The 21,308-nt window shown below is 69.9% G+C and carries 18 protein-coding genes and 1 tRNA gene; 8 read left to right on the forward strand and 11 right to left on the reverse strand.

Annotation, left to right across the window (positions count from 1 at the left end; translation table 11 throughout):
• Positions 1–4 precede the first annotated feature (4 nt).
• From QN141_10540 to QN141_10565, 6 genes are all read right to left on the reverse strand, one after another.
• A complete protein-coding gene (locus QN141_10540) occupies positions 5–1,882 on the reverse strand; it encodes a cbb3-type cytochrome c oxidase subunit I (protein MDR7558914.1) in 1,878 nt (625 codons plus the stop codon).
• Positions 1,879–2,598 (reverse strand): cytochrome c oxidase subunit II, encoded by a 720-nt coding sequence (gene coxB / locus QN141_10545; GenBank protein MDR7558915.1) that lies wholly within the window; start codon positions 2,596–2,598, stop codon positions 1,879–1,881. Before coxB ends, QN141_10540 begins: the two co-directional genes overlap by 4 nt.
• A complete protein-coding gene (locus QN141_10550; protein ID MDR7558916.1) occupies positions 2,595–3,254 on the reverse strand; it encodes a winged helix-turn-helix domain-containing protein in 660 nt (219 codons plus the stop codon). Before QN141_10550 ends, coxB begins: the two co-directional genes overlap by 4 nt.
• 122 nt (positions 3,255–3,376) lie before the next feature.
• The gene (locus QN141_10555; GenBank protein ID MDR7558917.1) at positions 3,377–3,781 is read right to left on the reverse strand and encodes a carboxymuconolactone decarboxylase family protein; all 405 of its coding nucleotides are present in this window, start codon (positions 3,779–3,781) and stop codon (positions 3,377–3,379) included.
• 106 nt (positions 3,782–3,887) lie between these two features.
• The gene (asnB, locus tag QN141_10560; GenBank protein ID MDR7558918.1) at positions 3,888–5,786 is read right to left on the reverse strand and encodes an asparagine synthase (glutamine-hydrolyzing); all 1,899 of its coding nucleotides are present in this window, start codon (positions 5,784–5,786) and stop codon (positions 3,888–3,890) included.
• 15 nt (positions 5,787–5,801) lie between these two features.
• Complete coding sequence (locus QN141_10565; protein MDR7558919.1) at positions 5,802–7,298, reverse strand: hypothetical protein; 1,497 nt, start codon at positions 7,296–7,298, stop codon at positions 5,802–5,804.
• Between the two features lie 90 nt (positions 7,299–7,388).
• Between QN141_10565 and QN141_10570 the strand changes: the two genes are divergently transcribed.
• Entirely contained in the window at positions 7,389–8,810 is a 1,422-nt protein-coding gene (locus QN141_10570) for an NAD(P)/FAD-dependent oxidoreductase (GenBank protein ID MDR7558920.1), read from the forward strand.
• Positions 8,811–8,920: 110 nt separating this feature from the next.
• Entirely contained in the window at positions 8,921–9,472 is a 552-nt protein-coding gene (locus QN141_10575; protein ID MDR7558921.1) for a DinB family protein, read from the forward strand.
• On the opposite strand, the gene QN141_10580 is transcribed toward QN141_10575, so the two are convergent.
• Both QN141_10580 and QN141_10585 read right to left on the reverse strand, forming a co-directional pair.
• Entirely contained in the window at positions 9,402–9,929 is a 528-nt protein-coding gene (locus QN141_10580) for a hypothetical protein (GenBank protein MDR7558922.1), read from the reverse strand. The two genes, QN141_10575 and QN141_10580, sit on opposite strands and share 71 nt — an antisense overlap.
• Positions 9,926–10,144 (reverse strand): hypothetical protein, encoded by a 219-nt coding sequence (locus QN141_10585; GenBank protein ID MDR7558923.1) that lies wholly within the window; start codon positions 10,142–10,144, stop codon positions 9,926–9,928. Before QN141_10585 ends, QN141_10580 begins: the two co-directional genes overlap by 4 nt.
• A gap of 554 nt (positions 10,145–10,698) precedes the next feature.
• On the opposite strand from QN141_10585, the gene QN141_10590 reads away from it, so the two are divergent.
• From QN141_10590 to QN141_10615, 6 genes are all read left to right on the forward strand, one after another.
• Positions 10,699–11,928: a hypothetical protein gene (locus tag QN141_10590; GenBank protein ID MDR7558924.1), complete on the forward strand. Its 1,230-nt coding sequence runs from the start codon at positions 10,699–10,701 to the stop codon at positions 11,926–11,928.
• Positions 11,925–14,039: a BTAD domain-containing putative transcriptional regulator gene (locus QN141_10595; protein ID MDR7558925.1), complete on the forward strand. Its 2,115-nt coding sequence runs from the start codon at positions 11,925–11,927 to the stop codon at positions 14,037–14,039. The genes QN141_10590 and QN141_10595 overlap by 4 nt, the downstream gene beginning before the upstream one ends.
• 71 nt (positions 14,040–14,110) lie before the next feature.
• Positions 14,111–14,293, forward strand: a complete 183-nt coding sequence (locus QN141_10600; protein ID MDR7558926.1) for a hypothetical protein — start codon at positions 14,111–14,113, stop codon at positions 14,291–14,293.
• 23 nt (positions 14,294–14,316) lie between these two features.
• Entirely contained in the window at positions 14,317–15,090 is a 774-nt protein-coding gene (locus tag QN141_10605; protein ID MDR7558927.1) for a rhodanese-like domain-containing protein, read from the forward strand.
• 317 nt (positions 15,091–15,407) lie between these two features.
• The gene (locus tag QN141_10610; protein ID MDR7558928.1) at positions 15,408–15,692 is read left to right on the forward strand and encodes an AbrB/MazE/SpoVT family DNA-binding domain-containing protein; all 285 of its coding nucleotides are present in this window, start codon (positions 15,408–15,410) and stop codon (positions 15,690–15,692) included.
• Positions 15,676–16,110, forward strand: a complete 435-nt coding sequence (locus QN141_10615; protein MDR7558929.1) for a PIN domain-containing protein — start codon at positions 15,676–15,678, stop codon at positions 16,108–16,110. The genes QN141_10610 and QN141_10615 overlap by 17 nt, the downstream gene beginning before the upstream one ends.
• A gap of 227 nt (positions 16,111–16,337) precedes the next feature.
• Here QN141_10615 and QN141_10620 read toward each other — a convergent pair.
• The 3 genes from QN141_10620 to gltB form a co-directional block, all read right to left on the reverse strand.
• A tRNA-Leu gene (locus tag QN141_10620) sits at positions 16,338–16,421 on the reverse strand.
• A gap of 23 nt (positions 16,422–16,444) precedes the next feature.
• A complete protein-coding gene (gene secG / locus QN141_10625; protein MDR7558930.1) occupies positions 16,445–16,666 on the reverse strand; it encodes a preprotein translocase subunit SecG in 222 nt (73 codons plus the stop codon).
• A 22-nt stretch (positions 16,667–16,688) separates the two neighbouring features.
• Positions 16,689–21,131, reverse strand: coding sequence for a glutamate synthase large subunit (gene gltB, locus QN141_10630; GenBank protein ID MDR7558931.1), 4,443 nt, complete (start codon positions 21,129–21,131; stop codon positions 16,689–16,691).
• Positions 21,132–21,308 lie beyond the last annotated feature (177 nt).

Genomic DNA, 21,308 nt, shown 5'->3' on the forward strand with positions numbered 1-21,308 from the left:
CGGCTCAGCCCTCCACCGGCGCACCCGGTCCGGCGGCGCCGGCCACGGCCACCACGGCGTGCACCGCGCCCGGCACGCCGTAGTCGTAGGGGTGGCCCGTCACCTGCGGAGGAGACGGGAAATTCCCTTCCGGCGGAGGCGAGGGCACCTGCCACTCCAGGGTGCGCGCCCGCCAGGGGTTGGCCGCCGCCTGCGGCCCGCGCCGCCACGAGTGGACCATGTTGAAGACGAAGACGAGGAAGCTGGCGCCCAGCAGGAACGCCGAGACGGAAATGAACAGGTTCACCGGGCCGAGCGCCGGCGGATAGTCGGCGATCCGCCGGTTCATCCCGAACATCCCCAGCCAGAACATCGGGATGAAGGTGGTGTTGTAGGTGATGAACATCCACCAGAAGTGGAGCCGCCCCAGCCCCTCGTCGTACAGGCGGCCGGTGATCTTCGGGAACCAGTAGTAGATGCCGGCGAACAGGGCGAAGATCATGCCGCCCATGATCGTGTAGTGGAAGTGGCCGACCACGAAGTAGGTGTCCTGCAGGTGCAGGTCGGTCGGCACGTCGGCGTTGAAGATGCCGGTGACGCCGCCGATCAGGAAGTTGAAGAGGAATCCCAGGGCAAAGAGCATCGGGGTCCGCAGCCACAGCTTCCCCATCCACAGGGTGCCCAGCGCCGCCAGGAAGATCAGTCCCGTGGGGATGGAGATCAGCTCCGTGGTGGCCATGAAGGGTCCGTGGAGGTACTCGGCCATGCCGCTCGTGTACAGATGGTGCGCCCAGACGACGAAGCTGAGGGCGACGATCCCCAGGAATCCTCCGACCACCCAGCGGTAGGCGTACAGCGGCTTGCGCGAGAAGTGCGTCAGCACCTCGAGGGCGATGCCGAAGCCGGGGAGGATCATGATGTAGACCGCCGGGTGGGAGTAGAACCAGAAGACGTGCTGGTACAGCAGCGGCGCCCCCCCGCGCAGGGCGGAGAAGAAGGCCATGCCCGCGATGCGGTCGAGCAGAATCATCACCAGGCCGGCGGCCAGGAACTGGGTGGCCGTGAGGCTGATCAGCGACGCGGCGAAGACCGACCAGACGAACACCGGCAGCCGCCCCCAGGTCATCCCCGGCGCCCGCAGGCGGCCGATGGTGACCAGGAAGTTCACTCCCCCCAGGATCGAGGACAGGCCGAAGGTGATCACCGCCAGGTTGAACAGGACCTGGCCGGTGGCGTTGACCTCGCTGAGCGGCGGGTAGGCCGTCCAGCCCGTGTCGAATCCGCCGGCGAAGAAGGTGGACACCAGCAGCACGGCCACGGGGGGAACCAGCCAGTAACTGAGGGCGTTGAGGCGCGGGAAGGCCATGTCGTCGGCGCCGATCAGGAGGGGGACGGCGTAGTTGCCCAGGCCGCCGATGATGGCGGCCACGGCGACGGCGATCATGATGATCCCGTGCATGCTCATCACGTGGGTGTAGCGGGCGGCGGTCATGATCGTCCGCCCGGGGGCGGCCAGCTCCACCCGCATCAGCATGGCGAACAGCCCGGCCAGGAGGAAGAGCGCCACGAAGGTGACCAGGTACTGGACCCCGATGACCTTGTGGTCGGTGGTGAACCGGAAGTAGCGGGGCCAGCCGTGGACCTCCTCCCGGCGCAGGGGCAGGCCGAACCAGCCCCGGGCCCAGGCATCCCACACCCCCACGCCCAGCAGCCAGCCTGTCAGGCCGAACAGATACCCGATAGAGATTGCCGCCTCCGCCGGCCAGGCCGACCGGCCCAGCAGCGTCGCCGCCCCGACGGTGGCTCCTCCGCCCAGGAGAAACCCGATCACGCCAACGATCAGCCCCCTGACCACCGGCAGCAACGCCCCAAAGGGACCGCTCTGCATTGAGTCGTCCGTCATCGCGACTTCCCCCTGGCCACCCACGCCTCGAACCCGCCGGCGTCCACGACCCGCACCGGGCTGGCCATCAGGTTGTGGCCCAGGCCGCACAGCTCCGCGCACTGCAACCGCAGGTGGTAGCTGTCCTCGTAGGATCCGGCGACGGTGGGCGTGACGAAGACGCGGGTCGTCATCCCGGGCACCGCGTCGATCTTCACCCGGAAGGCGGGGATCCAGAAGGAGTGCAGTACGTCGGTGGCCGTGACGTCGAAGCGCACCCGCCGACCGACCGGCAGCACCACCTCCCGGACCGTCATGTCGTATTGGGGGTAAGAGATCTTCCACTGCCAGCGCGAGCCCTCCACCTGCACCACCAGGTCGGCGGTGGGATTGGCGCGCAGCTCGGCCAGCCCCCGCAGTCCCGGGTTGAAGATGACGTAGACGGCCAGGGCCGAGGTCACCCCCAGCCAGACCCACGGGACGATCCCGCGCCCAAAGAGCGGCGGCCCTTCCTCACGGGGCTCCCCGCGGACACGGAAGCGGACCAGGCTGTAGATCAGGACGGCGAGGACAAAGGCGAAGACCGGCACGCTGAGCCGCAACAGGAGACGAAAGGCCTCGTCGATGATGGCCGCCTCGCGCGCGGCGGCCAGCGGCAGGAGATCGACCCGGGCGGCCCAGAGGCCGGCCGCGGTCAGCGCCGCCCATAGGAGCGCCGCCGCGAGATGGCGCCTCACGCCCTCATCCCCTCGGACCCTACGACGCCGCGGGGCGTCGCCGTCGCCAGGTACTCGCACCGGAAATCGCCCCGCACGATGCACTGTCGTCGCCGGAGCCGCAGGCCGGCCAGCCTGCCCAGCACGGCGGGACAGAGGCGGCACAGCTCCGGAGCCCGCAGCGCGGCGGGCAGGACCGGACAGCTGTGCACAGTGACGGTGAAACCTCCGCCGGTGCGCCGCACCTCGGTCGTTGCCGGGTCGAACAGAACGGCCAGGGCGGCCCGCAGCCTGGTCTCCGGCTCCGGAATCTCCCCGATCTCCCGCCGGCCGGCGGCGATGTCGCCGGCGGCCGCGGCGAGCAGCGTGCCGAAACGGCGGGGCGAGCGGCGCCGGGCGGCGGCCAGCGTCGCGGCCAGAACGGAGAGGGCGAGATCAGGCGACCCGCCTCCCCCGGAGGCTGTGGGCCGGTACCGGAAGACAAGGGGCGGACGGCCACGGGGGGCGCGGGAAGGGGCCTCGGTGACCAGCCCGTCCCTCTCCAGCCTCAGCAGGTGATGCCGGAGGGTCGCCCGCGACAGCCCTGTCTCGCGCTGCAGGTCGGCCATCGTGCACCCGCCGCGTCGCAACACCTGCAACACTCGGGCGCGTGTCGAAGGGTCTGTGGCGTAGGTCATTCGGGGACGGGCCACGGAAGTTTTCGATGATTTCAATCAACAAAAATATTGGAATTCAAAATACCAGCCGTCCGGGCCCATGCCTATCGGGCGGAGACCTGATTCTGCTCCGGGAGACGAGCCTACCGTCCCCCCTGTCGGTAGGCCTCGTCCACCTCTACCTGGAACCCGTTGGCCAGCGCGTTGGTCTGGTTGGCCATCCCGACCACCGCCATCAGTTCGGCCAGCATCTCCTCGCTCATCCCCTTCTTCCGGGCCGCGGCGGTGTGGCTGTGGATGCAGTAGCGGCAGCCGTTAGTCACACTCACGGCGATGTAGATCAGCTCCTTGGTCAGCGGGTCAAGGGCCCCGGGCCCCATCACCGCCTTCACGCCCTCCCAGGTGCGCCGCAACAACTCCGGCTGGACGGCCAGGGCCTTCCAGAAGTTGTTCACCCAGTCGACCTGGCGCGTGGCCATGATGTCGTCGAACACCTCTCGCACCGCCGGACTCGCCGTTCCATACTCCACCAGCTCGACCGTCGCCATCTGCTCCTCCCCCGTGATTGATCATGCCGACGGTACCATCCTGACGCCCGGCACCGCGCCGCTGCAAGCCCCACCACGGCCAGGCCTCCGGCCGAGCCGGCAGGTCTCAGAGGCGGTAGCGGTCGTGCAGGATCGCGAAGGACCCGACCATGAGGACCAGCGGGTCGGCGAGCCGCCGCCGCTGCGGGTCGAGCCGGGGCACCCGGTCCAGCAGCGCCAGCACCCCCGCGGGATCCAGGAAGGGCACCGAGCGGAAGGACGGAGCGCGCACCGCGTCCTGGATGAGAGCCAGGGTCCTGCCCTGCTCGCCGAGGGACAGAGGCGGGGCCAGGAAGCCGTGCTTGGGCCGCCGGGAGATCGCAGGCGGGACGAAAGGTTCCACGGCCGCGCGCAGCAGCCCCTTCGGCCTGTCCCCCATGCGCAGCAGAGACACCGGGAGCGCGCTGACGGCGTCGAACAGGACGTGGTCGAGGAAGGGCAGACGCACCTCGACGCCGTGGGCCATATCCAGGCGGTCGGCGGCCAGGTGATAGTTGACGAAGAAGGACTTCGTCCAGACGTACAGGAGTTGCCTGGCCGGCTCGCGCCCCACCACCCGCCGGAGATCCAGTCCCAGCAGGAGATCCCCGTAGGGATCGCGTCTTCGGAATTTCTCCAGGAACTCCGCAGCGATCACGGAACGGATCATCGCCAGCCCGTCCGCCAGCGCGTGCCGGCTCGGGGCGGAAACGGCGGCCAGGCGGCTCAGCCGGTACAGCCACGGCGAAATCTCCGCCGTCACCTGCTCCGGCCGATCCGCAGACCCGAAGCTTCGGAGGAGGCGCCGGAAAAGGCTCTCGCCACGGTTCGGAGCGTCGGAAGAGGGGGGCTGACAGAAACCGTATCCGGCGAACAGCTCGTCGCCGCCCTCCCCCGACAGCACCACCTTGTATCCGGAACGCTGGACAAGACGGCTCAGCAGAAAGCGCGCCGATGCGTGACCGTTCAGCTGAACCGTCTCTCCGTGCAGGACGGTGTCGACGAAGGTCTCGGCGAGCGCAGCCTCGCCCACGGGGAGAGGATTGAAACGGGCGCCGACGTGGCGCGCCATCCGGGCCGCCGGCTCGCGTTCGTCGAATCCGTCTCCCTCGAAGGCGAGCGTGAACACCGTCAGCGGATGACCGGCGTGCGCCGCAGCGAGCCCCAGCACGGAGGAAGAGTCCAGGCCGCCGCTCAGGAGGACGCCCGCGGGAACGTCCCCCCGCAGCCGGAGGCGGACGGCCTCCTCGAGGAGGTGGCGCGTGCGCTCGACGAGCTCATCGCCGCGGAGACCGCGAGGCCCCCGTCGGGCCCAAGGGAACGTGATGTCCCAGTAGCGCACCAGGCGGCTGGAACGGGCGGTGGCGAGCAGGAACTCCCCGGGAGGAACCTGGCGGATGCCCCTGAACAGCGATCGTCGCCGGTCCATGCAGAAAAACAGGTAATCGTACACCGTCTCCTCATCCCAGGCGGCGGGCAGACCCGCGGCCAGCAGGGCCTTGCCCTCCGAGGCCAGGAAGAGCGTGCCGCCGTGTTCCGCGTAAAACAGGGGCTTGATCCCGAAGCGGTCGCGGGCCGCAAAGAGCTGCGCGCGCCGATCGTCCCAGAGGATGAAGGCGAACTCGCCGCGCAGATGCCGCAGGCAGTCCGTCCCCAGTTCCTCGTACAAGTGCAGGGCGACCTCGCTGTCCGACCGGGTCCGGAAGCGGTGGCCGCGCCGCTCCAGATCGCGGCGGATCTCGGCGTCCCCGTAGAACTCCCCGTTGACGACGAGGCGCACCGCCCCATCCTCGCTGCTCAGCGGGTGGGCGCGCGACGCCAGGTCCACGATGCTGAGCCGGGTGTGCCCCAACCCGACGCGCCCCGCGGGGGAGATCCAGACGTTCTCGTCATCGGGTCCGCGGTGCCGGAGCGCCGTCGTGGCCCGGGTCAGCGCCACCCTGCTGACGGGACCGTTCCGTGAGTAGACGCCGACGATGCCGCACATGATCGCACAGCCGGCTCAGGGAGCCATGGAGGAGATCTCGACCTGGTCCGGCCGGCAGGTGAACCGCAGGAGACGACTGGTCCGCACAGACGGCGCGGAGTGCTCCGGGACCACGACCCGCTCGACCGTGGCGAAGACGTCCACCGGGCCGACGGGGCCCCGTCGCAGGCAGTAGCGGCGGGCCGCCCGGCGGAGGATCGACTCCTTCAGCTCACCCCGCCGCGATCGAGGGATCTTGGCCCAGGTCACCCCGTGGAGGTTGGCCTGGAGCAAGGTGCTGCGCGGCGAGGACGGGAAGAGGTCCCGGGGGTCGCCGAGGACCGCGGAGCCGCCCCGGCGCTCGATCAGCGTGTACCGGAAGACGAAGTTACGGTCGTCGATCCAGTCGAACAACCGGTAGCTCTGGGAGATCCCGACCATCCACAGCGGCAGGTGGAAGGGATTGACCGAGAGGACATCGGCCACCACGCGCTCGCTGGCAAACTCCTCGGGAGGGCCTCCGGCCTCTGCAGTCGGCGTCCGCCAGGGGGGATTCTGGATGTCGGCGACCATCTGCAGCGCAAGACAGGCGACCACGAAGGCTCCCAGCCGGTCCGCCCGGCGGGCCGGAGGGACCGGCGCCGGGAGGGGCGGCGGCCCGGATCGGCAGAGGAGGCGCATCAGATCGTGCCGGAGGATCAGGACCAGAGCCCCCGCCATCCCCAGGTTGGCCAGAGGGATGTCCATCGTCGCCACGATACCGAGGTGGAAGGCCAGCAGGACCGGGACGAGCAGCCACTTCACCGGTCGGACCGGCCACAGCACCAGGAGCGCCAGCAGCGGTTCGGTGAGCAGCACGGCGTGGTTGACCGCGGCGAGCGCCGGGAGGTGGCGCGGTTCCCAGAATGTCGGGGCCCGGGAGACGGACAGCTGCAGGATGACATAGAGCGCCGTGCCCTGACGCCACATCGGGCTCGTCCACTTCCACAATCCGGCCACGACGTAGACCATCGCCAGATTGATGAGGAAGAGCCGCACGGCGGCCCCCGGCACGGTCCGCCGGATCCAGTTCTCCGGCACGCGGCGGCCGCCGGCCAGCCAGTCCGAAAGCGTCAAGGTGGTGCCGACGGGCAGCAGGATCGACCAGAAGAGCAACAGGTGCATCACGCCGTCCTCAACGTAACTCACGGGGAAGTTCCAGCGGTAGGTGGAGACGGCGACGAGGTAGAGCGCGGCGGCGGCGAGCCTGGGTCGGACGCCCAGGACCAGCAGTAACGACGCTCCCAGGGCGAGAAGATAGGTGAACCGGATCAGGGCCTCGCTCATCCCGGCCTGGAAGAGGCCCATCCGGCTCGCCCAGAAGATCCGCTGCAGCAACGCGTGGTCGAGCAGCCCGTCCGGGCTGCTGAAGTCGTCGATCTCGGTCCAGGTGCGGAGGAAGTACAGGAAGGTGATGCCGCCGACGAGGATCCGGAAGACGTCCACGGGGAGCGCATAGACGGGGCACATGAAGGCCCGCGTCAGGCTCCACATGACGGAGTCACCGGTCAGCCGGGCCGTCGTCTCGCTCCGCCGAGGAGCGGGCGAGAGGTGTGCCGTGACGGCCGCGGAGGCCCCTGCCGGGTGAGCGATCTGTATGACGCGGTCGTGGTGGGCGCCGGGCCGAACGGCCTGGCGGCGGGAATCACCCTGGCCCGCGCGGGCCTCCGCGTCCTGATCCTGGAGGCGGCGGCGACCGTCGGCGGAGGAGCGCGCTCGGCCGAGCTCACGCTGCCCGGCTTCGTTCACGATGTCTGCTCCGCCTTCCATCCCCTGGGCCTGGCCTCGCCCTTCATGCGCTCACTCCCGCTGGAATCTCACGGCCTGCGCTGGATCCATCCTCCGGTGCCCCTGGCCCACCCCCTCGATCGCGGTGCGGCCGTCCTGCTGGAGCGGACGGTGGAAACCACCGCGCAGGGCGTGGATCCGGACACAGACGCCTACCGCCGTCTGATGCAGCCGCTGGTCGCCGGCGCCGACGCGCTGCTCGACGACCTTCTGGGGCCGCTGCGACTGCCGCAGCATCCCGTCCTTACGGCCCGATTCGGCCTGGCCGGCCTCCGCTCCGTGCGCGCCGTCGCCGGGCGGTTTTCCGGCCCGAAGGCCCGGGCCCTGCTGGCCGGACTGGGCGCGCACGCCATCCTTCCCCTCCACGCCCCGGGCACCGCCGCGTTCGCCCTGATCCTGGGGATGCTGGGCCACCTCGTCGGCTGGCCCGTGGCGGAAGGGGGAACGCAGCGTATCGCCGACGCTCTGGCCTCGGTCTTCCGGTCGCTGGGCGGCACCATCCAGACCCGGTCGCCGGTGACGTCCCTCGCGGACCTCCCCTCCTCGCGGGCGGTCTTGCTCGATCTGAGCCCCCGGCAGGTCGCGCACATTGCCGGGGACCGCCTTCCGGACGGCTACCGCCGTCGCCTTGCCCGCTACCGCTACGGTCCCGGCGCATTCAAGGTGGACTGGGCCCTCGACGGCCCCATCCCCTGGGCCGCGCCCGAGTGCCTCCGGGCCGGCGTCGTACACGTCGGCGGCACGCTCGAGGAGATCGCTGCGGCCGAGGACGCGGTGGCCCGAGGCCGGGTGCCCGAGCGGCCCTTCGTGCTGGTCGGCCAGCAGAGCCTGTTTGACGCGAGCCGCGCGCCCTATCCTCGACAGACGGCGTGGGCGTACTGCCATGTCCCTTCTGGATCCCGGGAGGAGATGACCGGGCGGATCGAGGCGCAGATCGAGCGCTTCGCCCCCGGATTCCGCGAGCGGATCCTCGCCCGGAGCGTCCGCTTCCCTGCCGATCTGGAGCGCGAGAACCCCAACTTCGTCGGGGGCGACATCGCCGCCGGCTCCCAGGACCTGCGGCAGCTCCTGGCGCGCTCGCTCCGTCGCGATCCCTACGCCACCCCCGTCAAGGGCCTCTACCTCTGCTCGGCCTCCACCCCGCCGGGGGCGGGCGTTCACGGCATGTGCGGCTACCACGCCGCCCGCTCCGCCCTGCGGCGGGAGTTCGGGATGTGAAATATTCCTCCACTTCCGGCGTCGGAACGACGAGGGGAAGGGGGGCGTTCGGCGAAGACGCCTCCCCGGCACGGCTTTCGGCAGACGGTGGGCTTGTCAGGGAGGGGCCGATGGAGACCATTGCCGTGGAGCGGTTCGTGGAGGCGGTGGCAGCCCTGCTGGAGGAAATCCACGTCGGGCCGCCTGATCCCCACTCCACCTGGGTGACGAGCAACGAACCGGGGTCTGGGGTGGTGGGGACTCTTGAGGGCATTCCCGCGGATGTGGCCTCCCGTCCGCCGGCCCCGGGCATGAACACCATCGCCGCCCACGCCGAGCACCTGCGGTACGCGCTGGAGCTGGCCATCCGCGCCCTCGACGGCGAGGACGCATACGCCACCGCCGATTGGGCGGGCAGCTGGCGGACGCAGACGGTGGATGGACCGAGGTGGGACAGGCTGCGCGCGGCCCTGCGGGAGCAGCACCGCCGTCTCCTGGACATCCTCCGCGACCGCCGGGACTGGTCGGATCGGGACACGCTGTGGGGAGTGCTGGCCCTGGTCGGCCACGGGGCCTACCACCTGGGAGCCATCCGCCAGCTGGCCCGGCTGCTCACATCTTCCAGATCGCGGGGCCGGTCCCGGGGCGGAACACGAAGACCTGAATCACCTGGCCGCTTCTGACAACAAAGGCTGCACCGATGTCATTGAAGATGAGACGTGTCAACCCGGTCCCGACCGACGTCGTCCTCGTGGGCGCGCCGTAGGCTGCGGTCACGGCCTCGAGCGGATCTCCCGGACCCACGTTCCTGGCTGTCTTGTAGTTGCTGGAGACCACCATGAGATAGATGGCCTTCCCGGTCTGGGGATCGTTGATCCCCATGCCGAAGAGCACGTGCGACCAGTACACGGTCATCACGCCCGGCTGGACATCGTCTCCGGGCCGGATGTCGACAATGGCCGAGCCCTGGCCGCGCGGCAGGTTCGGGGGTCTGACCATCTGCTCCACCTCGCCGACCGTCATCTCGAGGGTCCACCGGCCAATGCGCTCTCCCGGCACGATCAGGCGGTCGTCGGGGGGCTGGGCTCCCCCGGGAAGCGCGAGCCACAAGACGGCGACGACCGCCCCGATGATCCTCACCGCCGGTCCCCCTGACCTGTTTGAAACTCCGTCGGCTCCCCGCCCGGGAGCAGGACCAGAGCCAGACCGAGGCCGGTCGCGGCGGCGAAGAAGACACCACCGACCCAGAGTTCGGGAGTTAGCGCGACGAAGATGGTCTGCGCAAGTCTCCGTTCCCGGAGTGCCGACATCCCCAGCGCCACCGTGGTGAACATCGTCGTGGTGGCCAGCGTCAACCGACAGCAGGGACGGAAGGAGCCGCCGGAGCGTGGGGTCCGTTCCGGGTCCGCCCAAGCGGCGCGCAGCGGGCTTGCCCATGTGCCACAGCATGTCCCTCACCGTCCCGAGCGTGAAGATCCCCAGGCCCAGGGTCCGCCAGGAGACCGTCGCGAGGTCCAGGGCCTTGACCGCGACTTACCTCCTCGAGGGCCCGGCCTGCTGCCACGATACGTCGACGCGGCCTGCACCGCACAGTGCTGATTGTCCCCCTTGCCTGGAGATCGTGTCCCGATTTTCCGGGACACGCTCGACGCGCGCCGCTGATTCCCGGACCGTCCTCATTCCCGGTGGCGTCTAAGACGGAGAAACTGTCCGGAGCCCCAGGTCGGTGGGAAGCTCGGTTTGCAGAACCGCTGGGAGGAGGCGCCGCAGCGTACTTCACAACGCGCGCCGAGTCGCGTACCATCAGGGCAAGTGGTTTACCGAACGGCTCCAGGGCACGATCCTTACAGAACTGTCGCGGTGAACGGTAGGAAGCAGGGACCGACGGCGTGGAACTAGCCAGTCCAACATGGCCGTCCCCGCCCACATCCCCAGCGCAAAGATCACCCCGCCTCGAATCGGCGTCCCGCTCTTGAAGCGTGAGCGACTCCTGTCCATGGTCCACGAGGGGCTGACGCGCCGATTGCTCATCCTGTGCGCGGAGGCCGGATACGGGAAGACCAGCCTGCTGTTGTCTGCCCTCCCCGAGGTTGGCGGGCCCGTAGCGTGGCTCACCCTCGATGAGTCCGACGCAGATCCCAACCTGTTCGGCGCCGGCTTGATCGCGGCCGTCGGCGCCGTGGTGCCGGAGACCGGTGACCTGGTGCCGGGCATCCTGACGATGGGACCAGACATGGCGGAGCTGCGTCGGGCCTTGCTGGGTGCGCTGGACAGCCTGCCTGAGACGGTCATCGTCCTTGACGACTTCCATACCGTTGAGCGCAACCCAGAGATCGTGCGCCTGGTAGACGATCTCCTCGGCCACCTTCCGCCACCTATCCGCCTGGTCATCGCCACGCGGACCTGGCCGCGCCTGCAGGTCCTTCCCCGCCTCCTGGTCCAGGGCCAGGCCACAACGGTCGACCACAGCCACCTCAAGTTCTCACGGGACGAGACCGCAGCGTTCTTTCGCGCCAGCCACAGCCTCGAGATGGACGATCTCCTCGCCGGCGGCCTCACCGAACGCACCGAGGGATGGCCGGCCGCCCTGCAGCTGATTGCCCTCAGGGCCAAAGCCCAGGGCCGGGCCGATGTGCACGGCACTCCGCGAGAGATCTACGATTACCTGGCCGCCACCGTGCTGGACACGCTCGACCCGGTGACCCGAGGCTTCGTCCTGCGCGCGTCGATCCTGACCGAGCTCTGGCCGTCGGTGTGCCAGGCGCTGGTGCCGGAGGTGGACGCGGGGACGATGCTGGCGGAAGTGGAGCGCAGCAACCTCTTCCTCTACCGCCTCGACGACGCGGGCCCACGGTATCGCTTCCACCAGTTGTTCGCTGAGTTCCTCCGGCAGCGCTTGAGCGACGAAGAGGGATCGAAGGCGGTCTCGGCCCTGCACTATGCGGCGGCGCAACGGTTTGAAGCAGAAGGCATCCCCGACCTTGCCGTGCGCCACTACTTCGCGGCGGGAGCGCTCGGGGAGGCCGAGCGGGTGATGAAGCCGCTGCACGGCGACCGGCTCACCTCCCGTCTGGCCTATGCGTTCCGCGACCTGGCCTGCGGCTGCCCGAGGACGTTCAGCAGCAGTACCCGTGGATGACGCGCTGCGGGGCCAGCGCGTGCCGATACGTCGGCGACTACGCCGGAGGCCTTGCCCTCGCGGAGCGTGCCGCCGCAGCGGCGAGAGGGCGTGATCCCAACCTCTGGGCGTTTTCCATGCACGGGATCGCCGTCATGCTGCTGCACATGGACCGGTTTGAAGAAGCGGCACGCACATGCCAGGAGGCCCTGGCCTCTTTGGCCGCTGATGTCGAACCGCGCTGGAAGATCGCCCTGCTGGTCGTTCTGGCCGACAGCCTTCTGCATCTGGGACGGCTGGGTGAAGCGGAAAGTCTTCTCCCCGCCATCGAGCGCGCCGCCCCGGTCCCTCAACCCGGGAGGGGACTGCGCGAGAAGTATTTCCGCGCGGCTCTCGCTCTGGCGCGCCTGGAGTTCGCTCGTGCGGCCGAGCTCTATCGGGCGGCGCTGGACGAGGCCACAGCCGTCGGCTCTCAGACCTACGAAACCTGGATTCTGGCCGACATCGTTGCCGTCGAACTCGGACGTCGCGATCTGGCAGCGGCGCGAACTGCCCTGCAGCGGGCGCAAACCTCCCACGCCGGCACGGGTGAGCGTCAGACCGATCTGCAGCTCACGAACCACGCAGGCAGCGTCGCCCTGCTGGCCCACGACCCCTCTGAAGCGGCTCGGTTGTACCAGCGAACGCTGGCGTCGTGGCGCGAAGGCGAAACGCAGGAACCCCGCATCCTGGCGCTGCTCGGTCTCGCCCGCGCGGCGCGGGCGCAGGGGAATCCGACGGAAGCGGAGAGCCTGCTCAATGCGGCATCCTCGAGTGCAGAGCGCTGCCGTTTTGGGAAGCTCCTTCCTGAAATCCGACTGGAACAGATCAGTGTACTGTACGCGCGGGGGGAGGCGGCCCACGCCGCAACCCTGCTCCCCGCCGTCCGTGAGGCGTTCTCCGAGTGGGGAACGCTTCCGGGGCTGGCGCGGGTTGCGCTCTGGGAGGCTCAACTGACCGCACCGCCGCCGGATGATCTCCTCCACATCGCCGTCACGCAGGCGGCCCAGGCGAAAGACGACCTGATCCCGTTCCTGGCGACGGAGGCCGCCTGGACCGCACCGCTGCTGCTCACGGCGCTCGGGCGAGGCGTTGAGCCGCACGCCGCGGAGAGCCTGCTGGTCGCGCTGGGGTCGGATGCGGTGGACGCCCTGGTGCGGGCGCTCGCCGATCCGCAGTTGCGGCTCCGGGCCATCGGCCTCCTCGGGGCGATCGGTGACCCGCGGGCGCGGCGGCCTCTGCTCCAGCTCGCCCGCAAGGACCCGCAGGTGCGGACGCTCTGCGAACAGGCGGTGGCCAGATTGCGCCCACCGGAACCGGTGACCCTTCGAATCTCACTCCTGGGCCGGTTCGAAATCCTGAGGAACGGCCGCCCCATCCCGGAGGCCGCGTGGAAGACCCACAAGGTGAAGGCCCTGCTGGAGTTCCTGCTTCTCCACCGCAGCCGGCTCGTCTCCCGTGACGAGATCATCGAAGCCCTGTGGCCGGAAGCCGACCCGCGGGCCGGTGACGTCCGCCTCAAAGGGGCCGTGAAGACGCTCCGCCAGACCCTGGAACCGCTCCTCGAGGGCCCGCAGTCGAGCTTCATCGTGCGCCGCGGATCCCTCCTCCGGTTCGAGAGCGCCGGGCGCTGCTGGATCGATGTCGACGAGTACGACCGGATGCGTGCCGAGGCCCAGGGCCACGAGGCGGCCGGGCGTCTGGCCGAGGCGGTGACCGCGCTCGAGCGGGCCGCCGCGCTGTATCGCGGCGATCTGCTGGAAGAGGAGCGGTACGCGGACTGGCCGGCCGCCGAGCGCGAGCGCCGCCGGGAGATCCAGATCGCGGTCCTGGAGACCCTGGCCGATCTGCACGCCCGACGGCGGGACTACCGCCGGGCGCTGGAGGCGATCGGGCAGGTGCTGGCCCTGGACCGCCTGCGCGAACCGGCCTACCGCCACTTCATGCGGTACGCCCTCGCCCGGGGCGACCGCCAGGCGGCGATCCGCGCCTACCTGACCTGCGAACAGCTCCTCCGGGAAGAATTGGGCGTCGGCCCGCAGCCCGAGACCGTCGCCCTCTACGAACAGGCCCGCGCCCTGACCCCGGCCTGAGGCATTTCACCCCAGTTTCACCGCCGTCTCCTATGTTCTCCCCGACCGGGTGGATTCCGGCGGAGGCGGCCATGGCAGGGGAGATTCAGTCCGCGTCGTTTGTCGTCCGGCTCAGGGTGGACCCCTCAGAACGCCGGCGCTGGTGGGGGGAAGCCCAGCATGTCGAGACCGGCGAGCGGATCGCCTTCCGCGACCAGGGGAAGCTCCTGGAGTTCCTGCAGCGGCACCTGCGGAAGCTGGAGGACACCCAATGAGTCGTCACGCGGAGGTGAGGAAGATGCGGTGGATTGCCGCAGTGTGCGCCACGATCGTCGGGATCGCCCTGACCGTGGGCGGGTTCGCCGGCGCCCAAACCGTCGCCACCATCATGGCGGCGAAGCTCCTGGAGCCGAACCAGAAGACGGTGGAGGTGTCGACCGAGGAACTCATCAGGATCCTCGCCGACGGGAGCGCCGTCGTCTTCGACGCGCGCCCGCACCTGGAATGGGCCATCAGCCACATTCCGGGCGCCAACAACGCGGCCCCCAAGCCGGGGGTCCCGATGTCCCAGTACGTGTCCGACGTCAACGAGATCCTGCGGGCCGTCAACGGCGACAAGACCCGCCCGATCGTCCTCTACTGCAACGGACCCTTCTGCGGCAAGAGCAAGCGGCTCGGGGAGGAGCTCCTGGCGGCCGGGTTCACCAACGTCCGGCGGTACCAGCTCGGGGCGCCGACCTGGCGGGCGCTGGTCGGCTACATGGAGATCGAGCTCAACGGCGTGCTCTACGCCTACCGGAACGACAAGACCGCGGTGTTTGTGGATGCCCGGTCTCCCGAGGAGTTCAAGACGGGGTCCCTCCCCGGAGCCAAGAACATCCCCCTGGCCGAGGTGAAGGCGGCGAAGGACGACGGTCGCCTGCCGATGGAGGACCACAACACGCGGATCATCGTCTTCGGAAAGGACAGCGCGCAGGCGCGGCCTGTGGCCGAGGCCATCGCCAGAGAAGCCTTCCACAACGTCACGTACTTCGTGGGGACGTTCAGCACGCTGCGGTCGGTAATCAAGTAGTACAACACCGCGGGGGGAGTCGCGGCAGCGGCTCCCCTGCGCGACTGTCCGCTCTAACGGCGCCGCGACCCGCTCACGTTGGGTCACCGTCGACCTGAGGAGGAATCCGAGGTTATCGGCTTTGGTGCCGGGAACCCGTCTCCGGTTCCATCCAACGTCCACCGCCTCACGCTCGGCCGCCTGTCATCCCCAGGAGTTCGCAGGAGAAAGGTACGCGTGGCCTCCCTGACGATCTCCCGAATCAGCCGTTCACCCCGGCTGGCTTTCGCCTGCCACTATCCCTTGAACAAGGAGATCATCCTTGCTAAAGTAAGGATATGGCAAAAGTCACATCCAAGCTTCAGGTCACCGTCCCCAAAACGGTCGCCAAGCACTTCGGGATCCGACCCGGAGACGAAATCGAGTGGGTGATCGCCGGAGACGCCATCCGCGTCCTGCCCGCCCGGACCCATCAGCCTTCCCGCGACCCTGCGGAGCGGCTTCGCCTCTTCGACCTGGCGACGGCGCGCCAGCGGAACCGCAACGCCTCGCTCCGGCTCAAGCCTGCACGCCAGCGGGGCTGGACCCGCCAGGACCTCTACGCCCGTGCCCGCCCTCGTTGACACGAACGTCCTCGTCTATCGCTTCGATCCACGGTTCCCTCGCAAGCAGCGGATCGCGACAGAGATCCTGAGGCGCGGGATTGCCGAGGACACGATCCGCGTGCCCCACCAGGCGATCGTCGAGTTCGTCGCAGCGGTCACGCGACCCCTCGCGCGCGGGAAGCCGCTCCTTTCCATCATGGATGCCACTCGTGAGGCCGAGGAGATGCTCGCTCAGTTTACCGTCCTTTACCCCGATGGGGCTCTCCTGAGAACGGCCCTCCGCGGGGCTGTCGCCTACCAGTTGCCCTGGTTTGATGCCCACCTCTGGGCCTATGCTGAACACTTTGGCCTCTCTGAACTCCTCTCGGAGGATTTCCAACACGATCGTCTGTACGGCAGCGTCCGAGCAATCAACCCATTCCTCCAGAAGCGCTGACGCCCCGGGCCGGGTTCATCGCATGGAAGCCGCAGCCGGCAAGGAAGTCGCCCAGGGTGGGCACAGCCGCGCCGGCTGAGATCCGCGGTGGGACAATCGTGGTTACAGCGGCCGGTCCGGAAGGGAGGCCTAAGGGTCAGGTCGCTTCCGAGAGATTGTGTCTCCCGCTGAGGACGGCGTGAAGGTCATTCACGAGCAGGAAGTACCCGAATGAAGCGGGTAGTCCGTGGTGCCGGGAGGGGGATTTGAACCCCCACGGGAATCCCATACGCCCCTCAAGCGTACGCGTCTGCCAGTTCCGCCATCCCGGCAGTCCTCTTCGATTATACCCGAGCTACCTGAGGTGGAACGCCAGGTACGTGGAGGTGATGACGAACAGGACCGAGACCACCGCGGTGATCCGGGTGAACAGCGTCTCGCGCGGCCGGGGACCGTGGAAGAGGCGGGCGCTGCCGCCGATGGCGCCGAGTCCCTCCCCCTTCGGGCCCTGGAGCAGGATGACCCCGATCACCAGGAAAGCCAGGATAAAATGGACCGTCAGAACGGCCGTCCCCACGCTTCACCTCCGTGGCAATTGCTTATCTTACCACAGAGGCCGGCGCCGGTGCAGGAGGGACCGGGACGGGGACCGCGGGGGCGACACGGCGGAAGTTCCCCGCGCTATGGGGCCACCGCTCGAGGATGGCCCGGGCCCGGGCGCTGCCGGTCAGGCGGTGGTGTGCGGCGATGAGGTCCGCCACCGCCGCCGCCTCGGCGGGGTCGGTCAGCGGCTCCACCCGGACGTGCTCGGGATTGCAGCGGAGGCGGAGGACGTCCGACTCGTCGAAGACATAGGCCACGCCGCCCGTCATCCCGGCGGCGAAGTTCCGTCCGACGTCGCCCAGGATCACTACCGTCCCGCCGGTCATGTACTCGCAGCCGTGGTCTCCCACACCCTCCACCACAGCCGTGGCGCCGGAGTTCCGCACCGCGAACCGTTCGCCGGCGCGGCCGGCGGCGAAGAGGCGGCCGCCGGTGGCGCCGTAGAGCACCGTGTTCCCGAGGATGACGTTGTCCTGCGTGGCTCCCGCCCACCCCGGCGCCGGCCTGATAACGATCTCTCCGCCGGCCATCCCCTTCCCCACATAGTCGTTGGCCTGTCCGGTAAGGTGCAGGGCGAGGCCCGGCACGCAGAAGGCCCCGAAGCTCTGCCCGGCCGCACCCTCGAACTCCAGGACGATAGCCCCCTCCGGCAGGCCCGCATCCCCGTAGCGGCGGGCGATCACTCCGGCCACGCCCGCCCCCACGGTGCGGTGGGCGTTTCGGATGCGGTACCGCCGGCGCACCGCTCCCTCCGTCGCGGCGCGCCTGCCGTCGAGGAGCGGGACGATCTCCTCCAGGATCTGCTCCTCCAGATCGTCACCGCCTGCCGGCGGATCGTTGCGGCTGCGGACGGCGCGGCGCGGACGGACCCGGCCGGGGTCGGGATCGCGGAGGACGAAGCCCAGATCCAGGCCTGCGGCCTTCGGATGGGACGTCGGGCGCGGGCGGAGCAGCTCCACCCGCCCGATGATCTCGTCCAGCGTGCGGGCGCCCAGGCTGGCCAGGATCTCCCGCACCTCCTGGGCCACGCCCAGGAGGTAGGCCATCACCCGTTCCGGCCGTCCAGTAAACTTCGCCCGCAGATCCTCCCGCTGGGTGGCGATGCCGACGGGACAGGTGTTGAGGTGGCACTGCCGGGCCATGACGCAGCCCAGGGCCACCACCGCCGCGGTGCCGAAGCCGAACTCGTCGGCGCCCAGCAGCGCGGCGATCACCACGTCGCGGCCGGTCTTCAACCCGCCGTCCACGCGCAGCCGCACGCGGCCGCGCAGGTCGTTGGCCACCAGCACCTGCTGCGTCTCGGCCAGGCCCAGCTCCCACGGCACGCCGGCGTGCTTGATCGAGTCCAGCGGGGAGGCCCCGGTCCCGCCGTCGTGGCCGCTGATCTGAATCGTGTCGGCGAAGGCCTTGGCCACGCCTGCGGCAATCGTGCCCACGCCGGATTCGGCCACCAGCTTGACGGCCACGCGCGCCGCCGGGTGGATGCGCTTCAGGTCGTAGATGAGCTGGGCCAGGTCTTCGATGCTGTAGATGTCGTGATGCGGGGGCGGGGAGATCAGCGTGATCCCCGGCTGGGCCCGGCGGATCGCCGCGATCTCCCGGCTGACCTTGTGGCCGGGGAGTTGCCCGCCCTCCCCGGGTTTGCTGCCCTGCGCCATCTTGATCTCCAGCTCGTCGGCGGAGAGGATGTACGCCGGCGTCACCCCGAAGCGCGCCGAGGCGATCTGCTTGATCCGCGAGTTGGCCCAGCCCTCGCCGTTGGACGGCCGCGGGTAGCGCGAGGGGTCCTCGCCGCCCTCCCCGCTGTTGGAGCGGGCGCCGAGACGGTTCGCGGCGACGGCCAGGGCGCGGTGGGCCTCCAGGCTGAGTGCGCCGTGCGACATCGCCGAGATGACGAAGCGCCGGACGATCTGCTCCGCAGGCTCGACCTCCGTCAGGGGGACGGGCGCCTGCGGCGCAAACTCCAGCAGGTCGCGCAACGCCGCCGGCGGGCGGTCGGTGACGAGCGCGGCGAACGCCTGTCGCGCGGCGTCGTCCCCGTGGCGCGCGGCGCGGTGGAGGGCTTTGACCACGTAGGGGTTGAAGGCGTGGAACTCGCCGCCGCGGCGGAACCGGATCTCGCCCGTCTCGGGCAGCCCATCCTCAGGCGGCCTGTCCCCATCCCTCCCGTCTCCGGAGGCGAACGCCTCGCGGTGGCGGGCCAGCAGTTCGGAGGCGATGGTCTCCAGACCGATCCCGCCGATCCGGGAAGGCGTTCCGGGGAAGTAGCGGGCGATCAGGTCGCCGTCCAGCCCGATCGCCTCGAAGATCTGCGCGCCGCAGTAGCCGGCCAGCGTGCTGATCCCCATCTTGGACATGATCTTCAGCAGCCCGGCTTCCGCGGCGCGCCGGTACGCCTGCCACCGTTGCTCGCGGTCGCCGTTGGCGGAGCCGGCGGTCAGGGCGGTTTCCACGAGCCACGGCACGACGGCATTGGCGCCGTACCCCAGCAGGCAGGCCAGGTGGTGGATCGTCCGGGCCTCCCCTGTCTCCGCGATCAGTCCGACCCGCAGCCGTCGGCCGGACCGGATGAGCGCGTGATGGACGGCCGCCACGGCCAGCAGCATCGGGATGGGGGCGTGCCCGGCGTCCACCCCGGCGTCCGAGACGACCAGGATGCCGGGCTGCCGGGCGACCCGGCAGGCTTCGGCGGCAACCGCCTCCACCGCGTCCTGGAGGGCGGCCGGCCCCGCGGCGACATCGACGAGCGCCGACAGCCGGTGCACCGGCAGGGGCCCCTCCTCGACGAGCCAGCGCACCTGCGCCGGAGTCAGGATCGGCGAGGGCAGCCGCACAATCGCTTCCTCTCCGGCCGGCCCCGGTTCGAGCAGCGGCGGCGCCGGGCCGAGGTGGGAGGCCAGGGACATCACCAGGCGCTCCCGCAGGGGATCGATGGGCGGGTTGGTCACCTGGGCAAACCGCTGGCGGAAGTAGGCGTACAGCAGGCGCGGCCTCTGGGACAGGACGGCGGGCGGCGTGTCGTCGCCCATGGAGAACACCGGGTCCTTCCCCTCTTCCGCCATCGCCCGCAGGATGTGCGCGACGTCCTCCACGGTGTAGCCGAAGACGCGCTGCAGCGTCAGCGAGGCGCCCGCAGGCGGATGACCGACGGGCAGGTCGCCGGGAAGGGAGACCAGATGCCTGCGCACCCACTCCCCGTAGGGACGACGGGCGGCGTAGTCGCGTTTGACCTCGCCGTCGCGACGCACGGTCCCCCGCGCGGTGTCCACGAGCAGCATCTGGCCGGGACCGAGCCGTCCGAGCTCCACGATCCGCTCCGGCGGGAGGTCGATCACGCCGGCCTCGCTGGCCATGATCACCAACCCGTCCGCGGTGCGGCAGAAGCGGGCCGGGCGAAATCCGTTGCGGTCCAGGGCCGCACCCACCACCGTCCCGTCGGAGAAGGCCAGCGCCGCGGGGCCGTCCCAGGGCTCCGTCAGGCAGGCGTGGTAGGCAAAGAAGGCGCGGACCTCCTCGTCCATCTCCGCCTCCCCTTCCCACGCCGGCGGAACCAGCATGAGCAGGACGTGGGCCAGATCGCGGCCGCAGACGGTGAGCAACTCCACGACGTTGTCGAGCATGGCGCTGTCGCTGCCGCCCTCCTGGAGCAGCGGGACGAACTCCGGCGGGAACCGGGCTTCCCGGGCGCGCGTCCAGGCGATGTTGCCCTGCAGGGTGTTGATCTCGCCGTTGTGGGCGATGGCCCGGAAGGGCTGGGCCAGGCGCCAGCTGGGGAAGGTGTTGGTGCTGTAGCGCTGGTGGAAGACGGCCAGCGCCGTCTCGTAGGCCGGATCGACCAGGTCCCGGTAGAACCGCGGAAGCTGCGGGGAGGCGAACAGCCCCTTGTAGACGACGGTCCGGCGCGAAAAGGAGGGGATGTACACCTCCAGCGCGGCCGAGGCGGCCTCGCGCTCGATCGCCCGGCGGCAACGGTACAGCAGGCGGTCAAAGGCGGCGTCGTCGAGCCCCGCCGGCCGGGCCATCACCACCTGCGCGATGTGCGGCCGGGTGGCGCGGGCGTAGGCTCCGAGCGCATCGGGATCGACCGGGACGTCGCGCCAGCCGACGAGACCGATCCCGGTCTGCTGGATAACCTCTTCGATGATCTGTCTGGCCTGGGTGACCCTTCCCGCATCCTGTGGGAAAAAGAGCATCCCCAGAGCGATGTCCGCGTCGGACGCGGGGAGGGACATCTCCCGGCGGAGGAGCCGGTAGGGGATCTGGGTCAGGACGCCGGCGCCGTCGCCGGTCTTGCCGTCGGCGGCGACGGCCCCCCGGTGCCGCATGCTGGCCACCGCGGTCAGGGCGAGGGACAGGATCTGGTGGTCGGCCCGGCCGCAGACGTCGGCGACGAAACCCACCCCGCAGGCGTCTCGCTCCGTCATCGGGTCCCTGTGCATCGTCTCCCGTCGCGGCGTCTCGCCGCAGCCCTCGAATAGACCGAAGCCCGAGAGGATGGTCCCTGGCGAGGAACCTCCCCCTCGGGCTTCTGTCCCGACGGTGTAGCCGGTCCCAAGACCGGCCTGCGCCGCTTGGACCAGCCCGCGCCGGGTAGGCGCGGCGGAACCCTAGGCGCA

The organism is Armatimonadota bacterium (assembly GCA_031459765.1).
Lineage (GTDB): Bacteria > Sysuimicrobiota > Sysuimicrobiia > Sysuimicrobiales > Kaftiobacteriaceae > Kaftiobacterium > Kaftiobacterium secundum.